17 protein-coding genes and 1 riboswitch are annotated in these 21,441 nt (G+C 72.1%); of the genes, 12 read left to right on the top strand and 5 right to left on the bottom strand.

Annotated features, from left to right (window positions below; genetic code table 11):
• Positions 1 to 4: 4 nt before the first annotated feature.
• Together LV78_RS19940 and LV78_RS19945 are read left to right on the top strand one after the other, a co-directional pair.
• Positions 5 to 3,010, top strand: a complete 3,006-nt coding sequence (locus tag LV78_RS19940; RefSeq protein ID WP_253846777.1) for a UvrD-helicase domain-containing protein — start codon at positions 5 to 7, stop codon at positions 3,008 to 3,010.
• 273 nt (positions 3,011 to 3,283) lie between these two features.
• Positions 3,284 to 5,407 carry a serine/threonine-protein kinase gene (locus LV78_RS19945; RefSeq protein WP_253846778.1) on the top strand — a complete coding sequence of 708 codons (2,124 nt, stop codon included), beginning with the start codon at positions 3,284 to 3,286 and terminating at the stop codon, positions 5,405 to 5,407.
• 177 nt (positions 5,408 to 5,584) lie between these two features.
• Here the strand turns inward: LV78_RS19945 and LV78_RS19950 are convergent, their stop codons facing one another.
• Entirely contained in the window at positions 5,585 to 7,150 is a 1,566-nt protein-coding gene (locus LV78_RS19950) for a dolichyl-phosphate-mannose--protein mannosyltransferase (RefSeq protein WP_372494972.1), read from the bottom strand.
• A gap of 30 nt (positions 7,151 to 7,180) precedes the next feature.
• On the opposite strand from LV78_RS19950, the gene rsmI reads away from it, so the two are divergent.
• Positions 7,181 to 8,026 (top strand): 16S rRNA (cytidine(1402)-2'-O)-methyltransferase, encoded by an 846-nt coding sequence (gene rsmI, locus LV78_RS19955; protein WP_253846779.1) that lies wholly within the window; start codon positions 7,181 to 7,183, stop codon positions 8,024 to 8,026.
• Here the strand turns inward: rsmI and LV78_RS19960 are convergent.
• From LV78_RS19960 to LV78_RS19975, 4 genes are all read right to left on the bottom strand, one after another.
• The gene (locus LV78_RS19960) at positions 8,013 to 8,456 is read right to left on the bottom strand and encodes a hypothetical protein (protein WP_253846780.1); all 444 of its coding nucleotides are present in this window, start codon (positions 8,454 to 8,456) and stop codon (positions 8,013 to 8,015) included. The two genes, rsmI and LV78_RS19960, sit on opposite strands and share 14 nt — an antisense overlap.
• Before the next feature lie 37 nt (positions 8,457 to 8,493).
• The gene (locus LV78_RS19965; RefSeq protein ID WP_253846781.1) at positions 8,494 to 8,652 is read right to left on the bottom strand and encodes a hypothetical protein; all 159 of its coding nucleotides are present in this window, start codon (positions 8,650 to 8,652) and stop codon (positions 8,494 to 8,496) included.
• 282 nt (positions 8,653 to 8,934) lie between these two features.
• Positions 8,935 to 9,309 carry a hypothetical protein gene (locus LV78_RS19970; RefSeq protein WP_253846782.1) on the bottom strand — a complete coding sequence of 125 codons (375 nt, stop codon included), beginning with the start codon at positions 9,307 to 9,309 and terminating at the stop codon, positions 8,935 to 8,937.
• A 3-nt stretch (positions 9,310 to 9,312) separates the two neighbouring features.
• On the bottom strand, positions 9,313 to 9,933 hold the full coding sequence (locus tag LV78_RS19975) for a hypothetical protein (protein ID WP_253846783.1): 621 nt from the start codon (positions 9,931 to 9,933) through the stop codon (positions 9,313 to 9,315).
• 95 nt (positions 9,934 to 10,028) lie between these two features.
• Between LV78_RS19975 and metG the strand changes: the two genes are divergently transcribed.
• The 9 genes from metG (at position 10,029) to LV78_RS20020 (ending at position 21,406) form a co-directional block, all read left to right on the top strand.
• On the top strand, positions 10,029 to 11,819 hold the full coding sequence (metG, locus tag LV78_RS19980; protein ID WP_253846784.1) for a methionine--tRNA ligase: 1,791 nt from the start codon (positions 10,029 to 10,031) through the stop codon (positions 11,817 to 11,819).
• The gene (locus tag LV78_RS19985; RefSeq protein WP_253846785.1) at positions 11,816 to 12,640 is read left to right on the top strand and encodes a TatD family hydrolase; all 825 of its coding nucleotides are present in this window, start codon (positions 11,816 to 11,818) and stop codon (positions 12,638 to 12,640) included. Before metG ends, LV78_RS19985 begins: the two co-directional genes overlap by 4 nt.
• 298 nt (positions 12,641 to 12,938) lie before the next feature.
• Positions 12,939 to 14,354 carry a resuscitation-promoting factor gene (locus tag LV78_RS19990; RefSeq protein WP_253846786.1) on the top strand — a complete coding sequence of 472 codons (1,416 nt, stop codon included), beginning with the start codon at positions 12,939 to 12,941 and terminating at the stop codon, positions 14,352 to 14,354.
• 333 nt (positions 14,355 to 14,687) lie between these two features.
• Positions 14,688 to 15,584, top strand: coding sequence for a 16S rRNA (adenine(1518)-N(6)/adenine(1519)-N(6))-dimethyltransferase RsmA (rsmA, locus tag LV78_RS19995; RefSeq protein WP_253846787.1), 897 nt, complete (start codon positions 14,688 to 14,690; stop codon positions 15,582 to 15,584).
• An 87-nt stretch (positions 15,585 to 15,671) separates the two neighbouring features.
• A riboswitch (SAM riboswitch) is annotated at positions 15,672 to 15,764 on the top strand.
• Positions 15,765 to 15,980: 216 nt separating this feature from the next.
• Positions 15,981 to 16,982, top strand: coding sequence for a methionine ABC transporter ATP-binding protein (locus LV78_RS20000; RefSeq protein WP_012783271.1), 1,002 nt, complete (start codon positions 15,981 to 15,983; stop codon positions 16,980 to 16,982).
• Positions 16,979 to 17,662, top strand: a complete 684-nt coding sequence (locus tag LV78_RS20005; protein WP_012783272.1) for a methionine ABC transporter permease — start codon at positions 16,979 to 16,981, stop codon at positions 17,660 to 17,662. The genes LV78_RS20000 and LV78_RS20005 overlap by 4 nt, the downstream gene beginning before the upstream one ends.
• Positions 17,663 to 17,724: 62 nt before the next feature.
• Complete coding sequence (locus tag LV78_RS20010; protein ID WP_253846788.1) at positions 17,725 to 18,546, top strand: MetQ/NlpA family ABC transporter substrate-binding protein; 822 nt, start codon at positions 17,725 to 17,727, stop codon at positions 18,544 to 18,546.
• Between the two features lie 103 nt (positions 18,547 to 18,649).
• Positions 18,650 to 19,615, top strand: a complete 966-nt coding sequence (locus tag LV78_RS20015) for a 4-(cytidine 5'-diphospho)-2-C-methyl-D-erythritol kinase (RefSeq protein ID WP_253846789.1) — start codon at positions 18,650 to 18,652, stop codon at positions 19,613 to 19,615.
• Positions 19,616 to 19,633: 18 nt separating this feature from the next.
• Entirely contained in the window at positions 19,634 to 21,406 is a 1,773-nt protein-coding gene (locus tag LV78_RS20020; protein ID WP_253846790.1) for an ABC-F family ATP-binding cassette domain-containing protein, read from the top strand.
• Positions 21,407 to 21,441: the final 35 nt, after the last annotated feature.

Below are 21,441 nucleotides of genomic sequence, written 5' to 3' on the forward strand. Positions count from 1 at the left end.
CCCGGTGCGCTTCGTGGCCGATCTCCACATCCACTCGAAGTACTCGCGGGCGTGCAGCCGGGACTGCGACCTCGAACACCTGACCTGGTGGGCGCGCCGCAAGGGCATCGCCCTCGTCGGCACCGGGGACTTCACCCACCCCGCCTGGTACGACCACCTCCGCGAGAACCTCGTCGACGCCGAGCCCGGCCTCTTCCGGCTGCGCGACGACCTCGACCGCGAGATCGACCGGAAGCTGCCGCCCAGCCTCGCGGCCTCGCCCGTCAGGTTCACGCTCTCCGTCGAGATCTCCACCATCTACAAGCGCGGCGACCGCACCCGCAAGGTGCACCACCTCGTCTACATGCCCGACCTGGACGCCGCCGCCGAGTTCAACCGGCGCCTCGGGAAGATCGGCAACCTCGGGTCCGACGGGCGGCCCATCCTCGGGCTCGACTCGCGCGACCTGCTGGAGATCACCCTGGAGTGCGGCGGCTACCTCGTGCCCGCGCACCTGTGGACGCCCTGGTTCGCGGTGCTCGGGTCCAAGTCCGGGTTCGACGCGGTCGAGGACTGCTACGTCGACCTCGCCGACCACGTGTTCGCCGTCGAGACCGGGCTGTCCAGCGACCCCGAGATGAACTGGCGGATCTCCGGCCTGGACAAGTACCGGCTGGTCAGCAACTCCGACGCGCACTCGCCGCCCATGCTCGGCCGCGAGGCCACCGTGTTCGACACCGAGCTCGACTACTTCGCGGTGCGCCGGGCGCTGGAGACCGGCGTCGGGCACGCCGGGACGCTGGAGTTCTTCCCCGAGGAGGGCAAGTACCACGTCGACGGGCACCGCAAGTGCGACGTGCGCATGGAGCCCGCCGAGACCCGCGCGCACCGGGGGGTGTGCCCGGAGTGCGGCAAGCCGCTGACGGTGGGCGTGCTCAGCCGCGTCGAGGAGCTCGCCGACCGGCCGGAGGGGTTCCGGCCCGACGGGGTCGCGGGCTTCACCAGCCTCGTGCCGCTGCCCGAGATCGTCAGCGAGCTCCTGGGCACCGGTCCCAAGAGCAAGAAGGTCCTCGCCGAGGTCGACAAGCTCACCGCCGCGTTCGGACCCGAGCTGCGCATCCTCCAGGACACCCCGCTCGCCGACCTGTCCAACCACTCCGAGCTGCTCGGCGAGGCGATCATCCGGCTGCGGCGCGGCGAGGTGGTGCGGGACGCCGGGTACGACGGCGAGTACGGCGTGATCAAGCTGTTCCAGCCGGGGGAGCTGGCCAAGAAGGTCGCCGCGCCCGCGCTGTTCGAGGACCTCGTCGCGACGCCCGAACCGGAGAAGCCCAAGGTCCGGCGCGCCCCCGCCGTCGAGGCGCCGACCGCCGCCGAGTCCGCCGCCGAACCCGCCGTCGCGCCCGCGTCGGACCCGACCACCGGCCTGCTCTCCGGCCTCGACCCCGACCAGCGGGCCGCCGCGGGCGTCGAGGGCGGACCGCTGCTGATCATCGCCGGGCCCGGCACCGGCAAGACCCGCACGCTCACCCACCGCCTCGCCCACCTGGTCGTGGAGCGCGGCGTGCCCGCCGAGCAGTGCCTGGCGATCACGTTCACCCGCCGCGCCGCCGAGGAGATGACCGAGCGCATGGCCGCGCTCGCCCCCGCGCACGCGCCCGCGATGACGATCACCACCTTCCACGCCCTCGGCGTGCTGGTCCTGCGCGAGCAGCACGACCGGGTCGGCCTCAGCCGCTCCTTCGGCGTCGCCGACCCCGACCAGCAGCTCGCCGTCGCGCTCTCGGTCGCCGCCGACGAGAAGGCCGCCAAGGAGCTCCTGGCCACCGGCCACCCCGCCTACAAGGACGCCCTGCGCGCCCAGGACCTGGTCGACTTCGACGACCTGATCACCCTGCCGCTGGCACTGCTGGAGGGTGACGCCGACCTGGCCGCCGCCTACCGCGACCGGTGGCGGTGGGTGTCGGTGGACGAGTACCAGGACGTCGACGAGCAGCAGTACCGGCTGCTGCGCCAGCTCGCCCCCTCGGACGGCAACCTCACCGCCATCGGCGACCCCGACCAGGCGATCTACCGCTTCCGGGGCGCGGACGTCGGGTTCTTCCTGCGGTTCCGGGAGGACTTCCCGACCGCCCGCACCGCCCACCTCACCCGCAACTACCGCTCCAGCGCGCCCGTCGTCACCGGCGCGCTCCAGGTGGTCGCGCCGACCACGCTGGTCCCCGGCCGGGAGCTGCGGCCGTTCGGCGACCACGGCGACGCGCTGATCGGCGTGCACCACGCGGGCAGCGAGCAGGCCGAGGCGGTGTTCGTGTCGCGGACCATCGAGCAGGTGCTCGGCGGGGCCACGTTCCACGCCTTCGACAGCGGGCGGGTCGACTCGGACGGGACCCAGGACCTCGGGTTCTCCGACTTCGCCGTGCTCTACCGCACCGACCGGCAGTCGCGGGCCGTCGTGGACGCGCTGACCGCGTCCGGGATGCCGTTCCAGAAGCGCTCGCACGACCGGCTCGCCGACCGGCCCGGCGTGGAGCGGATCGTGCGGGAGCTGCGGTTCGCCGCCGGGGAGAGCGTGCTGGACCGGGTGCGCGCGGTCGCCGGGGAGGACCACACCGCCTACGAGCTGCTCAAGCCGCTGGCGGGGGAGTGCGGGGCGGACTTCGAGCGGTTCCACACCGAGCTGGCGCTGGGCGTCGAGGTCGACACCTGGGACCCCAGGGCGGACCGGATCTCGCTGCTGACGCTGCACGCCTCCAAGGGGCTGGAGTTCCCGGTGGTGTTCGTCGTGGGCTGCGAGGACGGGCTGCTGCCGCTGCGCTGGCCGGGCGCCGACCCGGTGCCGGACGAGGTCGCTGAGGAGCGGCGGCTGCTGTTCGTCGGCATGACCCGCGCCCAGCGGCACCTGTTCCTCAGTCACTCGACCGGGCGACCCAGGTCGCCGTTCCTGAACCAGCTCGACGGGGTGTTCGAGCAGGTCGGGGACGTGCGACCGGCCCGGAAGAAGAAGGAGACGCAGTTCAGCCTGTTCTAGGGGCGCTCCGGGGTGTTCCAGGGCGTTCCAGGGCCGCCGGAATTGTCGGACCTGCCCGCTAGCGTTCGTGACGTGGAGCACACCGCTGATCCGACGTCCCGCCGCACGCGCCCCGCCGACTTCGCCGGGAGTGCGGGCGCTCCCCGCGTCCGGGGGCGTCCGGCGCGCGTCCACCGGTGTGGGAATCGCGGGGGCGGGGCGGCGGATGCGCCCGTGGGCGGGCGGTCCTCACCCGTACCCTGAGAGGCGACTAGAAGGGGTGGGTGGTGAGGCGTGGATCTGGCCAAGTCAGTGCTGCTGTGGCTGCACGGCTGGTCCGTCGAGCTGTGCCCCGGTGACTGGGCGTTGACCACCACGGCCTTCGGCGCGCTGATCGGGGCGCTGCCGACGATCGCCTCGCTGCTGGCGATCGTGATCCGGCGGGTCGTGGGCAACTCGTACGGCCCGGTGACCGGCGGCCTGTTCGCCGTGCTCGGCGTGACCAGCACGCTGGTGCTGCCGTGGGTGATGTTCTCCGCGACGGTCAAGCTCCTCGGCAGCCGCGCGCTGCCCGGTTCCGAGACCCTCGACGACCGGCCCTGCGGCGCGTTCACGCAGCAGGAGTACCTGCTCGACGGGCCGTCGATCGCCAAGTCCTTCACGGACGGCAACCTGATGTACGTCATCGCGGGCGGGACCGCCGCGGTGCTCGCGCTGCTGTGCCTGCTGGTCGTGATGCTCCAGGCCGGTTCGACGTTCCGGCTCGGCCCGAGCTGGCCGCGCAAGGTGTTCTGGGTGCCGTTCATGGTGCTCCTCGTGGCCACCTCGGCACTGCCCGTGGCGCTGATGGCGCACCTGTACGCGGGGTTCTTCCCGGTTGCGCTGATCGGGTCAATCGTGGTGCGGATTTTCGGGTTGACTACGGCCATGCTGAACCGCCCAGGCCGTGATCGCGGCAACTCCGCGCCCCCGCAGCCGCAGGTGGCGCAGCCACCGGCGCACCAGACCCCGGTCGAGCGCAAGAAGCCCGCGCTGCCGCAGAGCTCGGCGCAGAGCTCGCCGCCGCCGTACCAGCCCGCCGGGTCGGAGAGCTCGGGACCGCACCAGAAGCCCCCGCCCTACCAGCCCGCGCCCTACGCGGCCGTGCCGCAGCGGCAGCAGTCCTCGACGTTCCCCCCGCAGCAGTCGGCCCAGCAGTCGGCGGCGCACCAGCCGTCCGCGCAGGCCAGGCAGTACCCGCCGACGCGCGTCGCCGACCTCGGCCAGGTCAGCGGGCCGAACGCGACCCGCGTGGGACCGCCGCCCTTCGACCACTCGGGCCAGGGGCCCGCCGTGCCGCAGGGGCCGAACCAGACCAGGATGGACGTCCCGCAGGGGGCGCGGGGCCCGAACCCGACCCGCGTCGAGCCGCTGCCGCTGTGGGCGACCGACGAGCCGACCGCCGTCGACCAGGCGCGCCTCGACGGGCCCGCGCGGCTCGCCGACACGCCCGGTCCGCTGCCGTTCGGCGCGGGCGCGGCGAGCGCGTCCATGCCCGCCGCCCCCCAGAAGGGCAAGGTGTGGAACCCGGCCAGCGGGCGGTTCCGGCGGGTCAAGCAGCTCGGCAGCGGTGGGTTCGGCACGGTGTGGCTGGCCGTCGACACCCAGCTCGACCGGACGGTCGCGGTCAAGCTCGCGCACGCCCCGGACAACGACACCGAGCAGCGGATGCTGCGGGAGGCCCGCGCGCTCGCCGCGCTGCGGCATCCGAACTGCGTGCGCGTGTTCGACATCGTGCAGGACCCGGACGGCCTGGCGATCGTCATGGAGTACATCGACGGCCAGGCGCTGTCCGACGTCGTGCAGAACGACGGGTTCCTCACCGACGTCCTCGCCGCCCGGCTGTGGATCAACATGGCCGACGCGCTGGCCGCCGCGCACGAGAAGGGCGTGCTGCACCGCGACGTGAAGCCGTCCAACGTCATCGTCGACGGCGAGGGCACCGCGCACCTGATCGACTTCGGCATCGCGCGGTCCAAGGGCGACAGCACGCTCACCGCGACCGGGATGATGGTCGGCACGCCGGACTTCCTCGCGCCGGAGACCGCGCGCGGTGACGCGGCCACGCCCGCGTCCGACGCCTGGCAGCTCGCCGCGACGGTCAGCTACGCGCTCACCGGCCAGCCGCCGCGCGGCACGCGGGAGAACCCGATCTCGTCGCTGATGGCGGCGGCGCAGGGCGAGCCGTGCGTGAAGCTGCCCCACCAGAGCACCCACCTGCGGCTGCTGACGGCCGCGCTGGACGCCGACCCGGCCCGACGCCCCACGCTCGCGGCCATCCGGTCCGAGCTGGGCTCGTGGCTGATGCGGGCGGGCGTGAGCAAGGAGGGCCCGGTGACCCAGATGATGAGCAAGCCGGACCCGCGGCAACATTCCTAGAAGCGGAGCTGTGACACTCCTAGAAGCGGAGGCCTGACCGCGCACGGGGAAAAGCGTCCCGTGCGCGGTCACCGCTCCGCTTCAGCACTTCTAGAAGCGGAGGCCTGACCGCGCACGGGGAAAAGCACCTCGTGCGCGGTCACCGCTCCGCTTCAGCACTTCTGGCGGCCGTCGTGGTCACCGCCAGCTGGGGAGCCAGCGCTGGGCGTCCCAGATCTCCGGGGTGATCGGGTTCCCGTTGAGGATCGGCCACAGCCACACGAAGTTCGCCACGACCAGGCCCACGTACAGCGACACCACCAGCAGCCCGGTGCCCCGGCGCTCCAGGCCCGCGCGGGCCGAGCCGAGGACGTCGCCCAGGCACAGCACGATGCCCAGCACCAGGAACGGCGCCATCGGGGTCACGTAGAAGAAGTACATCTGCCGGTCCACGTTCGTGAACCACGGCAGGAAACCGGCGCCGTAGCCGACCAGGACGGCCGCGTAGCGCCAGTCCAGCTTGGCGATCGCCTTCCACAGCGACCACGCCAGCACCGGGAACGCCAGCCACCACATCGCGGGCGTGCCGATCAGCATGATCGCGCCGACGCAGCTGCTCTGCCCGCAGCCCTGCACCGCGCCCTCGAAGTAGTAGAGCATCGGCCGCAGCCCCATCGGCCACGTCCACGGCTTCGACTCCCACGGGTGCTTGTTCGTCTCCGACGTCACCAGGTTCGTGTGGAACTCCAGCACGTTGCTGCTGTAGTACCAGAGCGCGCGCAGCGGGTCCGGGACCCAGCTGTCGCCAGTGACCTTGCCGCCGACCACGTGCCGGTCGATGGCGGTCTCGCTGCCGAACCAGGCCCACCACGTCGACAGGTACACCAGCAGCGCCACGGCGACCAGCGCGAACAGCGACGGCAGCACGTCGCGGACGATCGCGCCCGCCCACGGCCTGCGCACCCCCGCCGCGCGGCGCGCGCCCACGCACCAGAACACCGACAGCAGGCCGAACGCCATGATGAACCACAGGCCCGACCACTTGATCGAGCAGGCCAGGCCCAGCGACACGCCCGCGCCGAACCGCCACCAGCGGAACCCGAGCGTCGGCCCGAACGGCGAGTGGGCCGCCCAACCGCCCGCCACCGCCTCGCCGAGCCGCCGCCGCACCTGCTCGCGGTCCACCACCAGGCAGCCGAACGCGGCCAGCACGAACAGCGCCATGAAGATGTCCAGCATCCCCATGCGGGACTGCACGTGGCTCACGCCGTCCGCGATCAGCAGCACGCCCGCGATGGCCGCCAGCAGGTCGGAGCGGGTGAGCCTGCGGGCGATCCGCACGATCATCAGCACCATGAGCGTGCCCGCGACCGCGGAGGAGAACCGCCAGCCGAAGCCGTCGTAGCCGAACAGCCACTCGCCGATCGCGATCAGCTGCTTGCCCAGCGGCGGGTGCACCACCAGCTCGTAGCCGGGGTTGTCCTCGTAGCCGCCGTTGCGCAGCGCCTGCGAGGCCTGCGGGACGTAGTGCTTCTCGTCGAAGATCGGGGTGCCCTTGTCGGTCGGGAACCCGAGGTTCCAGAACCGCACCACCCCGCCGACCAGCGCGAGCGAGAGCGCGACCAGCCAGCCGCGCAGCCGGTCGGCCTGGGGGCCGGGGTCGAGCATCCGGGCCCGCTCCCGGCGGTCGCTACCCGGCGGAGGCGAGGTCGGCGGGAGCTCGCCGACGTTCACCACGTCGTCTGCGGACTGCGGTGCGCTCAGGGTCACGGCCCCGATCGTAGGGTGAGCGGCGTGAGCCCCGTATCCGGATCAGGCAGGCTCGTCCTCGCCGCCACGCCCCTCGGTGACATCCGCGACGCGTCCCCCAAGCTGGTGGAAGCGCTGCGCACCGCCGACGTCATCGCCGCCGAGGACACCAGGAGACTGCGGTCCCTGGTCGCCGCGCTCGACGTGACACCGCCCGGACGGGTGGTCAGCTTCTACGACCAGGTCGAGACGAGCAGGTTGCCGGGCCTGCTGGAGTCGCTGCGTGGCGGCGCGACCGTGGTCCTGGTGACGGACGCCGGGATGCCGAGCGTCTCCGATCCGGGATTCCGCATCACGGCGGCGTGCGTGACCGAGGGCATCACCGTGACGTGCGTGCCGGGCCCGTCCGCCGTGACCACCGCCCTGGCCGTGTCGGGCCTGCCGTCGGACCGCTTCTGCTTCGAGGGCTTCCCGCCGCGCAAGCAGGGCGAGCGGCAGCGGTGGTTCGCGGGGTTGGCGGCGGAGCAGCGCACGTGCGTGTTCTTCGAGTCCCCGCACCGGTTGGCGGCGACGCTCGCGGACGCGGCCGAGGTGCTCGGCGGGGAGCGGCGGGCTGCGGTGTGCCGGGAGCTGACGAAGACGTACGAGGAGGTGCGGCGGGGCGGGCTGGCGGAGCTGGCGGCGTGGGCCGAGGAGGGGGTGCGGGGGGAGATCACCGTGGTGCTGGAGGGGGCGGAGCCCGCGGAGGCGCCGTCGGTGGAGGTGCTGGTGGAGCGGGTGCTGGAGCTGGTGGCGGGCGGGGAGCGGATGAAGGCGGCGGCGGCGGCGGTGGCGGAGGCGGCGGGGGTGAGCAAGAAGGCGCTGTACGACGCGGCGGTCAGCCGTCCTTGACGGGGGAGTCGGGGGCGGGGGAGTCGGGGGCGGCGGCGCGCTTGGCGGCCTCGCGCTCGGTGATGCGGGCGGGGAGGTCGAACCAGCAGATGTCGCCCATGTGGATGCGCTCGCCAGTGCGCAGGTGCTCGGCGACCTCGCGTTCGATGCGGGCGACGGACTCCTCCGGGGTGAGCGGCCACGGGCCGAAGCCGTCGGTGCGCCAACCGAGGTCGCCGGGGACGATCGTGCCTTCGAGGATCAGCTCCTTGGCCGCCTCGAAGGCGGTGCGCAGGACTTCGTCGTGGCCCCTCAGCGCGGTCTCGGCGAGGACCATGCCCTCGAACTCGGCGAAGTAGACGTAGTCGTAGTTCATCGCCTCGATGGCGTGCTCGCGCAGATCGGGGTCCACGGGGCAGTCCCGGCCTTTCGCGTTGAAGTGGATCTTCACGCGTTTCTCGTTCGTCGCCTGCATGTCGATGGCGGGTTCAGGGGGTGCTGGAGGACTCGGGGCGGTAACCGATCGTGGTGCCGTCCGGCAGCTGGTAGTAGAAGCCGTCGTAGTCGGGAGGCGAAATTCGCCGCCCTCCGCGCACCAGCGTCCGAAACGCGCCGTCCAGCTCCTCGGTGGAGCGCACCTCGCGCACTGGGTACCTCTTCCTGCCCGGTGCTGGGCGGCCGATGTTCGTCGCCCCCTTACTGGCGTGCCCGTGGGCGTCCTCGCTGTGGAGTCGGCCCACCGGGAGCCGCCACAGCGGGATGGCCGTCGCCCAGCAGGTGCTCCAGGTAGGCCTCCACGTGCTCCTCGGCCGCAGCGAGGCGGTCGAGCAGGGCCTCGGCGGCGCGGTGGCAGTGCGCGAAGGCCCCGAGCAGCTCGGCGGCGGTGCGCAGGAGGTCGCGGGCAAGGAAGGCGCTGCGCGACGCGGCGGTCAGGCGTCCTTGACGGGCTCGTCCTTGCGGCGCTCGCGCTCGGCGATGCGGGCGGGGAGGTCGAACCAGCAGATGTCGCCCATGTCGGGATTGGTGCCCGCGCGCAGGTGCTCGGCGACCTCCCGCTCGATGCGGGCGACGGACTCCTCGGGGGTGAGCGGCCAGGGTGCGAAGTCCTCGTTGGCCCACCCCAGGTCGCCGGGGACGATGGCGCCTTCGAGGACGAGTTCGGTGGCAGCGGCGAGCGCGGCGCGCAGCACCTCAGCGTGGTCGGTCACGCCGGTGGACCTGATGACCATGCCCTCGAACTCGGCGAAGTAGACGTAGTCGTCGTTCGTCGCCTCGATGGCGCGCTCGCGCAGATCGGGTTCCATCGTTCAGGCCCACCCCTTCGTGTTGACGTGGATCTTCAAGCTCGGCTCGCCCGGAACGTTCAGGTCGACGGTCGGTTCCGGTGTGCTCGAGGACTTGACCCGGTAGCCGATCGTCGTGCCATCGGGGAGCCGGTACAACAAGCCCCGATAACTGGGCTTGTGCACGCGTCGACCTCCGCGCACCAGGGCTCGGAACACGACGTCCAGCTCTTCGGTGGAGCGCACCTCGCGCACGGGCTCCTTCTTGCTCCCCCTCGCCGGACGGCCGATGCCCACGCCCTCGCGGTCGGTGTGGCCGTGCGCGTCCTCGCCGTGGAGCCGACCGACCGGCAGTCGCCACAGCGGCACCCCGTCGCCGTCGCCCAGCAGGTTCTCCAGGTACGACTCCAGGTGCTCCTCGGCCGCGCCGAGCCGGTCGAGCAGGGCCTCCGCCAGTCGGTGGCAGTGCGCGAAGGTTCCCAGCAGTTGGGAGGCATCCGGGTTCGACGAGCCGAGCAGGGTGGTGGTGAGGTCGGCGGTCGCCTCCTCCAGCAGGTCAGCGGTGGTGCGCAGGAGGTCGCGGGCGCTGTCTGTCTGGTCCGTGACCTGACGCAGCACCGCCGCTATCTCCGCCAGTAACGACACCCGGTCACCCTATCCTCACCCTCCGTCGCAAACCCTTCGGATTAACCGCCCCGGCCCGTCGAAAACCGCTGGAGGCAACTCCGTAGGCTGGTCGCATGAGTGCCTCCGTGCTGACCGCGGTGGCGTGGCCCTACGCGAACGGCCCACGCCACATCGGTCACGTTTCCGGCTTCGGTGTCCCCTCCGACGTGTTCTCCCGCTACATGCGCATGTCGGGCCACCGGGTGCTCATGGTCAGCGGCACCGACGAGCACGGGACGCCCATCTCCGTCCAGGCGGAGAAGGAGGGGCTGTCCGTCCGCGCGCTCGCCGACAAGTACAACCGCGTCATCGCCGAGGACCTGCAGGGGCTCGGGCTGTCCTACGACCTGTTCACCCGCACCACCACCGGCAACCACTACAACGTCACCCAGGAGCTCTTCCTGGCCATGTGGCGCAACGGCTACGTCGTGGCCAAGACCGGCAAGGGCGCCATCAGCCCCTCCACCGGCCGCACGCTGCCCGACCGCTACATCGAGGGCACCTGCCCGCTCTGCGGCTACGACGGCGCGCGCGGCGACCAGTGCGACAACTGCGGCAACCAGCTCGACCCGGTCGACCTCAAGAACCCGCGCTCGCGCATCAACGGCGAGACCCCCAAGTTCGTCGAGACCGAGCACCTCTACCTCGACCTGCCGCAGTTCATCGACTCGCTCGGCTCGTGGCTCCAGACCCGCTCCGAGTGGCGGCCGAACGTGCTCAAGTTCAGCCAGAACCTCATCGGCGACCTCCGCCCCCGCGCGATCACCCGCGACCTCGACTGGGGCATCCCGATCCCGCTCGACGGCTGGAGCGACCAGTCGATGAAGCGGTTCTACGTCTGGTTCGACGCGGTCATCGGCTACTTCTCGGCGTCCGTCGAGTGGGCCCGGCGCAGCGGGAACCCGGACGCGTGGCGCGAGTTCTGGACCGGTGACGCCCAGGCCTACTACTTCATGGGCAAGGACAACATCGTCTTCCACTCGCTCATCTGGCCGTCGCTGCTCCTGGGCAACAACGGCGAGGGCGCGAAGGGCGGCGAGCCCGGCTCCTACGGGAAGCTGAACCTGCCGACCGAGGTCGTCTCCAGCGAGTTCCTCACCATGAGCGGCTCGAAGTTCTCCACCTCGCGGGGGACCGTCATCTACGTGACGGACTTCCTGCGCGACTTCGGGCCGGACGCGCTGCGCTACTTCATCGCGTCCGCCGGGCCGGAGAACCAGGACACCGACTTCACCTGGGAGGAGTTCGTGCGGCGCACGAACTTCGAGCTGGCGAACGAGTGGGGCAACCTGGTCAACCGCTCCATCTCCATGGCGCACAAGAACGTCGGCGCGGTGCCGACGCCGACCGCGCCCACGGCGGCCGACCACGAGCTGCTGGAGACCTCCCGCCGGGCGTTCGGCGTGGTGGGCGACCACCTGCGCCGCTCGCGCTTCAAGGCGGCCTCCTCGGAGGCGATGCGGGTGGTCGGCGCGGCCAACCGCTACCTGTCCGACCAGGAGCCGTGGAAGCTCAAGGACGACCCGGCGCGCCGCGACACCGTGCTGCACACCGCGCTCCAGGTCGTGCAGGACGCCAACACGCTGCTCACGCCGTTCCTGCCGCACTCCGCGCAGAAGGTGCACGAGCTGCTGGGCGGCACGGGCGTGTGGGCGGCGCAGCCGCAGATCACCGAGGTGACCGACCTGGACGTGCCCGAGCGCGAGTACCCGGTGCTGACCGGCGACTACGCGTCCGAGCAGGCCCGCTGGGAGTCCACCCCGATCGAGGTGGGCCGCCCGCTGGCCAAGCCGGCCCCGCTGTTCGCCAAGCTCGACCCCGAGCTGGGCGAGACCGGTCCCGAGTGGGCCCCGATCGTCAAGTGACACCACGTCGCGGGGAACGACCGCCGGCGCCGGAGACCCTTCCGGCGCCGGCGGTCGACGCCCACACCCACCTGGACGCCTGCGGCGCGAAGACCGCCGAGGACGTCCGGGCGATGCTGGACCGGGCCGAGGCCGCGGGCGTCAGCCGGGTCGTCACGGTCGCCGACGACCTCGCGGCGGCGCGCTGGGCCGCCGAGGCGGCCACCTGGGACGACCGGGTCTACGCGGCGGTGGCGCTGCACCCGACCCGCACGTCCGACTTCTCCGACGCGGACCGGGCCGAGCTGGCCGAGCTGGCCGCCCGGCCGCGCGTGGTCGCGGTCGGCGAGACGGGCCTGGACTACTACTGGGACTACGCCCCGCGCGACGCCCAGCAGGAGGCCTTCCGCTGGCACATCGAGCTGGCCAAGCGGGTCGGCAAGCCGCTGATGATCCACGACCGGGACGCGCACGCCGACGTCCTGGCCGCGCTGGACGCCGAGGGCGCCCCGGAGAAGGTGGTGTTCCACTGCTTCTCCGGTGACCTCGACTTCGCGCGCGCGTGCGTGGAGCGCGGGTTCGTCCTGTCCTTCGCGGGACCGGTGACCTTCCGCAACTCCTCGGCGCTGCGCGAGGCGGCGGCCTGGGTGCCCTCGGGGCAGCTGCTCGTGGAGACGGACGCGCCGTTCCTCACCCCGCACCCCTTCAGGGGACGGCCGAACGAGCCCTACTGCGTCAACTACACGCTGCGCGAGCTTGCCACTCTGCGTCACGTGGAATTGATCACCCTTGCCAATGAAGTCACTCGAACCGCCGAAAATGTTTTCGGAATAGGGGCCTGAAACCACTCTTAGTGGTTACTGCTGCCAATGGGTGACAGGGTTGCTCCCCTATGGGTGTGATGCGACACACAATCCGGAATGGGGGTGTTTGCAGAACCCCCGCCCACCCGTTACGGTCCCGTGACCGTGCCCCTCTTGCGCGACGGGGGCACCGGACCCGTTGTCGGGGCGGGAACCGGCACCAGGAGCGAGAAGTCGGAACCGAGCGAACGAAGGAGCTGTCGGCGGATCAGGAGCTGACCACTGGCAGCCCGCGCGCGGAGCCCGTGCTTTGCGCCTTCAGGAGGTATGGACACCCGTGACGTTCTTCAACCAGGACACCGACTGGTTCACGCCGGTCAGACCCGACACCGCGGTCGCCGTCGTGGACCGGCCGTTCGAGGAGTGGGACACCGCCGTCTTCTCGATCACGCCGGAAGACGTGATGGAGGCCCTGGGCCCGCAGGCCGACCAGGTGCTGGCCGACGCTGACGTCGACGTCGACGAGCTCATCCGCCTGATCAACGCGGAGACCACCCTCCTCCCGCCGATCATCATCCCCGACGAGGTCTCCCAGGACCGCGTCGCGCTCGCGGCCGAGGAGCCCGACGCGCCGCCCGCCGCCCTGGTCGAGGCCGCCGGGAAGTGGAAGCGCCGCTTCCTCAAGGCCGCGGTCGCCACCGTGCTGGTCACCATCTCCGGCGGCGGCGCCACCGCCATCGCCATGGACAAGTCGGTCACCGTCGACATCGACGGCCAGGCCCACACCGTCCGCACCTACGAGTCCACCGTCGGCGAGATCCTCGCCGACGAGGGCATCGCGATCGGCGAGCACGACGCGCTCAGCCCCTCCCCGCAGGCCAAGGTCGGCGACGGCGGCAAGATCAGCCTCGACCGGGGCCGCCAGGTCAAGGTCACCGTCGACGGCGAGCAGCGCGAGGGCTGGGTCCGCTCCGTCAACGTCGCCGAGGCGCTCGACCAGCTCGGCGTCAGCGCGGGCGAGGGCTCCTGGTTCTCCGCCGCCCGCGACGCCGACGTGCCCCTGGAGGGCATGTCGCTGGAGGTCAAGAGCCTCAAGGCGGTCACCGTCTTCGACGGCGCGAACGAGCCCCGCCAGCTCCAGACCACCGCGCTCACCGTCCAGGAGCTCCTGGACTCCGAGAACCTCACCCTCGGCCCGGACGACCGGGTCGAGTCGGCGCTGGACCTGCGCATCAGCAACGGCGCGGAGATCCACATCAGCCGCACCGGGGTGTCCGTGATCAACGCGACCGAGGCCATCGCGCCGCCGGTCGAGGAGGTCACCGACGCGAACATGATGAAGGGCACCAAGGAGACCGTCGAGGCGGGCGAGCCCGGCGAGCAGATCGTCACCTACCGCGTCACGGTCAAGAACGGCAAGGAGACCGGCCGGGAGAAGCTCGGCGTCAAGGTCACCAAGGAAGCCAAGCCCAAGAAGGTCAAGGTCGGCACGAAGCTGCCGCCGGACGGCGCCGTGTGGGACTCGCTCGCCAAGTGCGAGGCGGGCGGCAACTGGGCCATCAACACCGGCAACGGCTACTACGGCGGGCTCCAGTTCAACAAGAGCACCTGGGACGCCTACGGCGGCAGCGCGTACGCGGCGTACCCGCACCAGGCCAGCCGCGAGCAGCAGATCGCGATCGCGACGAAGCTGCGCGACGCCCGAGGCGGCTACTCGGCGTGGCCCGGTTGCAGCTCCAAACTGGGGCTCTGACTGTGACATTTCTAGAAGCGGAGGCCTGACCGACCAGGAGGTAAAGCGTCTCCTGGTCGGTCACCGCTCCGCTTCACTGCGACATTCCTAGAAGCGGAGGCCTGACTGCCCAGGAGGAAAAGCGCCTCCTGTGCAGCCACCGCTCCGCTTCACTGCGACATTCCTAGAAGCGGAGGCCTGACTGCCCAGGAGGAAAAGCGCCTCCTGTGCAGCCACCGCTCCGCTTCACGGAGCGGGTCCGAAGGTTTGCCGAAGGCCCCCTGCGCGTCCGGCGCGGGGGCCTTCGGCGTTACCGGGGGCGGGGTGGGTGTGGCCATCGTGGACAATGGTTCGGTGAGCGAAGCCCCCACCGGCACCCCGCAGAGCGACCCCGGCGCGGCATCGGCGCTGCTGGGCCCGGCGGACGTGCGCAGGCTCGCCGCCGAGCTGGACGTCCGGCCGACCAAGAAGCTCGGCCAGAACTTCGTGCACGACCCCAACACCGTCCGCAAGATCGTCGCCGCCGCGAACCTGCGGCCCGACGACGTGGTGCTGGAGGTCGGCCCCGGCCTCGGCTCGCTCACCCTCGCCCTGCTCCCGGCCTGCGCGAACCTGGTCGCCGTCGAGATCGACCCGGTGCTCGCCGCGCGCCTGCCGGCCACCGCCGCCGAGCGCGCCCCGTCGCTGGCCGCGAACCTGTCGGTGGTCACCGCCGACGCGATGCGCGTCACCGCCGACCAGCTCCCGCACGCGCCGACCGCGCTCGTCGCGAACCTGCCGTACAACGTCGCCGTGCCCGTCGTGCTGCACCTGCTCGCCGAGCTGCCGTCGCTGCGCACCGGTCTGGTGATGGTGCAGTCCGAAGTCGCCGACCGGATGGCCGCAGGCCCCGGCTCCAAGGTCTACGGGGTGCCCAGCGTCAAGCTCGCCTGGTACGCCGACGCCCGCCGCGCCGGTCCCGTCGGGCGCTCGGTGTTCTGGCCGGTGCCCAACGTGGACTCCGCGCTGGTCGGCTTCACCCGCCGCGACACCCCGCTGTCCGACGTGCCGCGCGAGGTGCTGTTCCCGCTGGTGGACGCCGCTTTCGCGCAGCGCCGCAAGACCCTGCGCGCCGCCCTGTCCGGCTGGGCTGGCTCCGCCGCCGAGGCCGAGCGCAGGCTCGTCGCCGCGGGCGTGGACCCCTCCGCCAGGGGCGAGCAGCTGGCCGTCGCCGACTTCGTCCGGATCGCCGAGGTCCCGGTCCGTCACTGACCGTTGATCTTTCGGCCGACAGTGTGATCTGACGAACGATCCTCTTACAGGCTTGCGTCAGGCGCGTTTCATCGGGTCTACTCGTTCCTGCCATCCCGAGCGGCCGAGAGACCTGGCTCTACGACGCCGCAGCAACCACCCTCCCAAGGGGGCAGGTGCTTCCGCCAGGGTCGATGGAGGATCACGTGCCCACGATGCGAATGCTCACGCGCAGGCGAGTAGTCGACCACGGCCGCCGCACGGCGACCGCCTGTCGCACCTGCCTCGTCTAGAGCGCATCCCCCCAGGCACTTCGTCGTCCCCTCTCTCCAGCAGCGGGACAACCACACCCTGAACTGGTCCCCGGTCGCCCACGCCACGAGCGTGCGCCGCCGCACGCAGTCGTGGAGCGAAAACGTGATCACTGTCGAGAACCTCACCAAGTCCTTCCCCGGCGGCACCCGCGCCCTCGACGGCGTCAACCTCGAGGTCGCCGCGGGCACCGTCATCGGCGTCGTCGGCCCCTCCGGGGCGGGCAAGTCCACGCTCGCCCGCTGCGTCGCGCTCCTGGAGCGCCCCGACAGCGGCGCCATCCGCGTCGACGGCACCGACCTCGTCTCGCTCGGCGGCACAGCGCTGCGGGCGGCCCGCAGGCAGATCGGCGTCGTCCCGCAGGGCGACTCGCTGCTGCGCCAGCGCACCGCCGCGGGCAACGTCGCGCTCCCGCTGGAGGCCGCGGGCGTCCCCGGCCCGCAGCGCCGCGCCCGCGTCGGCGAGCTGCTGGACCTGGTCGGCCTCACCGACAAGGCCGCCTCCTACCCCGACCAGCTCTCCGGCGGCCAGCGCCAGCGCGTCGCGGTCGCCCGCGCCCTCGCGGCCAGCCCGTCCGTGCTGCTGGCCGACGAGCCCACCTCCGCGCTCGACCCCGAGACCACCGGCTCCGTGCTGACCGTGCTCGACCGGGCGCGCGCCGAGCTGGGCGTCACCGTCCTGATCGTCACCCACGACATGGGCGTCGTCCGGAAGATCTGCGACGACGTCGCGGTCCTGGAGGACGGCCGGGTCGTGGAGAACGGCAAGGTCCTCGACCTGGTGGCCGACGCGAGCAGCCGCACCGCGTCCTCGCTGCTGCCCTCGGTCACCCAGAACCCCGGAGCCGAGCACGGCTACGACCGCACCGCCGACGTCGTCCTCGTCGGCTTCGCCGCGGTCGGCGCCCTGCTCCCGGAGGTCACCGCCCGGTTCGGCGTCGAGCTGAACCTGCTGGGCGGCGGCATGACCCGGCTCGGTGAGACCCCGGTCGCGCGCTTCCGCGTCGGCCTCAACGGTGAGCGCGCCGACTCGGCGCTGGAGTGGATCTCCGAGGCGGGCGGCTCCGTGCGCCGCGCCGCCAAGGGACCTCAGGGAGTAGCTGCGTGAGGAAGGCAACACCCTGGTCGACCGTGTTCGACTACCTCGTCACGGCAACGGGCGAGACGTTGTACATGGTGGCCGTGTCCACGCTGATCGCCACCGTGCTCGGCGTGCCGGTCGGAGTCTGGTTGCAGCTCACCGCACCCGGCGGGCTGCACCCCCGGCCACTGCTCCACAAGGTCCTGGGCTTCGTGGTCGACCTCGGCCGCGCCATGCCGTTCCTGGTGCTGCTGGTCCTGCTGACCTCGCTGACCAGGACCCTGATCGGCCAGTCGATCGGCCCGACGGCGGCGATCGTGCCGCTGTCGGTGGGCGCCATCCCGTTCGTGGCGCGGCTCGTGCAGAACGTGCTCTCCGAGGTGCACGTCACGATCGTGGAAGCGGCCGTGACCACCGGGGCGAGCACCCTGCGGATCGTGCGCAGCGTCCTGCTGCGCGAGTCGCTGCCCGCGCTGGTCAACGCCATCGGCGTGACCGCGATCGCCCTGCTCGGGTACTCCGCCATGGCGGGCGTGCTCGGCGGCGGCGGGCTCGGCGACCTGGCCGTGCGCCTGGGCTACCAGCGCTTCGACGACCGGGTCCTGTGGTCCACGGTCGCGGTGCTCGCGGTGGTCGCCACGGTCATCCAGTTCGGCTTCAACCGCCTGGCCCGAGGTCTCGACCGCAGGCGCCACGCGTCCATCTGAGTCAGGCTCAGGGCCTCCTCGAACCTCCCCACACCCGCACCACCACACCGAAGGAACACCCCATGCGTATTCGTGCTGCCCTCCTCACGCTGCTGCTGGCCGCCTCGGCGACCGCCTGCGGCAGCGGGGACTCCGCCGGGGGCGGTGCGTCGGCCGACCCGAACGCCCCGCTGAAGGTCGGCGTCAGCCCCGTCCCGCACGCCGAGGTCCTGCGCCACGTCGCCGACAACCTCGCCTCGGCCAAGGGGCTGAAGATCGAGGTCGTGGAGTTCACCGACTACGTCCAGCCCAACACGGCCCTGGTCGACGGCTCGCTGGACGCCAACTACTTCCAGACCGTGCCCTACCTGGACACCTTCAAGGCCTCCAGCGGCGCGACCCTGGAGTGGATCGCGGGCGTGCACATCGAGCCGCTGGGCGTCTACTCCGAGAAGCACGAGGCGCTCGCCGACCTGCCCGAGGGCGCCAAGGTCGCCGTCGCCAACGACGCCACCAACGAGACCCGCGGCCTCAAGCTGCTCCAGGCCAACGGCCTGATCAAGGTCAAGGCGGGCACCGAGGACACCGCGACCGTCCAGGACGTCGAGGACAACCCGAAGAAGCTGGAGTTCGTCACCCTGGAGGCGGCCCAGCTGCCCCGCTCGCTGGCCGACGTCGACGCCGCCGTGATCAACGGCAACTACGCCATCGACGCGGGCCTCAAGCCCGCCGACGACGCCCTGGTGCTGGAGAAGGCCGAGGGCAACCCGAACGCCAACGGCCTGGTCACCCGCGCCGAGCTCAAGGACGACAAGCGGATCAAGGACCTGGCCGAGCTGCTCCAGTCGCAGGACGTGAAGGACTACATCACCAAGACCTTCAACGGCGCCGTCCTGCCCGTCTGACGCGCGCTGAGCTGCACCGGAACGCCCCTCGCCCGCACGGGTGAGGGGCGTTCCGCGCGCGGGGCGGCAGCGCGCACCCCCGTCGCGCCCGTAGGCTTCACCTGTGCTCGCCGTAGTCCCACCACCGGTCACCGTCCGCGTCCCGGCCAAGGTCAACCTGCACCTGGCCGTGGGCGACCTCCGCGACGACGGGTACCACGACCTCGTCACGATCTTCCAGGCGCTGTCGCTGACCGACGAGGTCACCGTCGGCGCCTCCGACGACCCAGGGGTCGAGGTGCGCGGGGAGGGGGCCGAGTCGGTGCCCACCGACCCGTCCAACCTCGCCTGGAAGGCCGTCCGGTTGCTGGCCGAGCACACCGGCCGCGACCCCGAGGACGTCAAGGTCAGGGTCAGCATCCGCAAGGCCATCCCGGTCGCGGGCGGCATGGCGGGCGGCTCCGCCGACGCCGCGGCCACCCTCGTCGCGCTGGCCGCGCTGTGGAAGCTCGACACCACCCGCGACGAGCTGGCCGAGCTGGCCGGGCGGATCGGCGCCGACGTGCCGTTCGCGCTCTACGGCGGCACCGCGCTCGGCACCGACCGGGGCGACCGGCTCGTGCCCGTGCTCGGCAAGCACCCGTTCCACTGGGTGCTGGCGTTCGACAAGCAGGGCCTGTCCACGCCCGAGGTGTTCCGCGAGCTGGACCGGCTGCGCGCCGAGGGCAACCCGCCGCGCGTCGGCGAGGCCGAGGCCGTCCTGGAGGGCCTGTCCTCCGGCGACCCGCGCCAGCTCGCGCTGCTGCTGGGCAACGACCTGCAGGCCGCCGCCGTGTCGCTGCGGCCGAACCTGCGGCGCACGCTGCGCGCCGGGGTCAACGCGGGGGCGCTGGCGGGCATGGTGTCCGGGTCCGGGCCGACCTGCGCGTTCCTGTGCGAGGACGGCGACACGGCGGTGCGGGTGGCGGCGGAGCTGGCGGGCGCGGGCGTGTGCCGCACGGTGCGCGTCGCCCAGGGGCCGGTGCCCGGCGCGCGGGTGGTCGGGGCCGAGGAGTCACCTCGCCCCACGCCGCCCGAGGTCCACGCTTAACTACTTAAAGGTGAGTTGATGGCCAACTTGGTCAACTTGGAGAACGTCTCCAAGTCGTTCGGTGTGCGTCCGCTGCTCGACGGGGTGTCCCTGGGCGTGGGCGAGGGGGACCGGATCGGCGTCGTCGGCCTCAACGGCGGCGGCAAGACCACCCTGCTGGAGGTGCTGGCGGGCGTCGCCGAGCCCGACGACGGGCGGGTCAGCCAGAACCGGGGGCTGCGGATGGCCGTGGTCACCCAGCGCACCACGCTCGCCGAGGGCTCGACCGTGCGCGACGCCGTGATCGCGCCGCTGAACTTCGCCGCCGAGCACGAGTGGGCCGCCGACGCGCGCGTGCGGTCCGTGCTCGACGGGCTCGGCATCACCGCGCTGGGGCTGGACTCGCCGGTCGGCACCATGTCCGGCGGCGAGCGGCGCCGGGTGGCGCTGGCGGCGGCGCTCGTGCAGGAGCTGGACCTGGTGGTGCTCGACGAGCCCACCAACCACCTGGACGTCGAGGGCGTGCGCTGGCTCGCCGAGCACCTGCTGGCCCGGCGCACGGCGCTCGTCGTGGTGACCCACGACCGGTGGTTCCTGGACACGGTCTGCTCCCGCACCTGGGAGGTCGTCGGCGGGCGCGTCGAGCAGTACGAGGGCGGGTACGCGGACTGGGTGTACGCGCGCGCCGAGCGCGGCAGGCTCGCCGACGCGGCCGAGGAGAAGCGCCGCAACCTGGCCCGCAAGGAGCTCGCCTGGTTGCGCCGGGGCGCCCCGGCCCGCACGTCCAAGCCCCGCTACCGCATCGAGGCCGCCGAGGCCCTGATCTCGGACGTGCCAGCGCCGCGCGACGTGGTGGAGCTGATGGCGTTCGCCAAGCGGCGGCTGGGTCGCACGGTCGTGGAGCTGGAGGACGTGACCCTCACCGTCGGTGAGCGGACGCTGGTGCGCGACCTGACCTGGCGCGTGGGCCCCGGCGACCGGATCGGCATCGTCGGCGTCAACGGGTCCGGGAAGACCACGCTGCTGCGGGCGCTCGCCGGTGAGCGGGAGCTGGACGGCGGGAAGCGGATCGAGGGGCAGACGGTCAAGCTCGCGCACCTGAGCCAGGAGCTGCACGACCTGGACGGGTCGATGCGGGTGCTGGAGGCCGTGGAGGAGGTGGCGCGGCGGATCGTGCTGGGGAAGATGGAGCTGTCCGCGTCCCAGCTGGCCGAGCGGTTCGGGTTCTCCTCGCAGCGGCAGTGGACCCCGGTCGCCGACCTGTCGGGCGGCGAGCGGCGGCGGTTGCAGCTCGCGCGGCTGCTGATGGGCGAGCCGAACGTGCTGCTGCTCGACGAGCCGACCAACGACCTGGACATCGACACCCTCCAGCAGCTGGAGGACCTGCTCGACTCGTGGCCGGGCACGCTGGTGGTGATCTCGCACGACCGGTACCTGGTGGAGCGGGTGTGCGACAAGGTCGTGGCGCTGTTCGGCGACGGCGGGCTGACCGACCTGGTCGGGGGGATCGAGGAGTACCTCCAGCGGCGCGACCGGCAGAGCGCGGCGGCGGCGGCCCCAGGGCCCGCGGCGGCGACGGTGAAGGCGCCGTCGTCGGCGGCGGACCAGCGGGCGGCGCGCAAGGAGCTGTCGCGGCTGGAGCGGAGGCTGGAGGCGCTGCAGAAGAAGGAGGCCGGGCTGCACGCGTCCCTGGCCGAGGCGGCGACGGACCCGGAGCGGCTGATGGCGCTGGGGGCTGAGCTGAAGGCCGTGCTGGCGGAGGCGGCGGAGGTCGAGGAGCAGTGGATGGAGGCGGCTGAGGCCGCCGAGTAGGACGAGGTGGAGGTGGGGGCGTGCGCTTCGGTGCA

Origin of the sequence: Actinosynnema pretiosum (assembly GCF_024171695.1) — a bacterium.
Classification (GTDB): domain Bacteria; phylum Actinomycetota; class Actinomycetes; order Mycobacteriales; family Pseudonocardiaceae; genus Actinosynnema; species Actinosynnema pretiosum.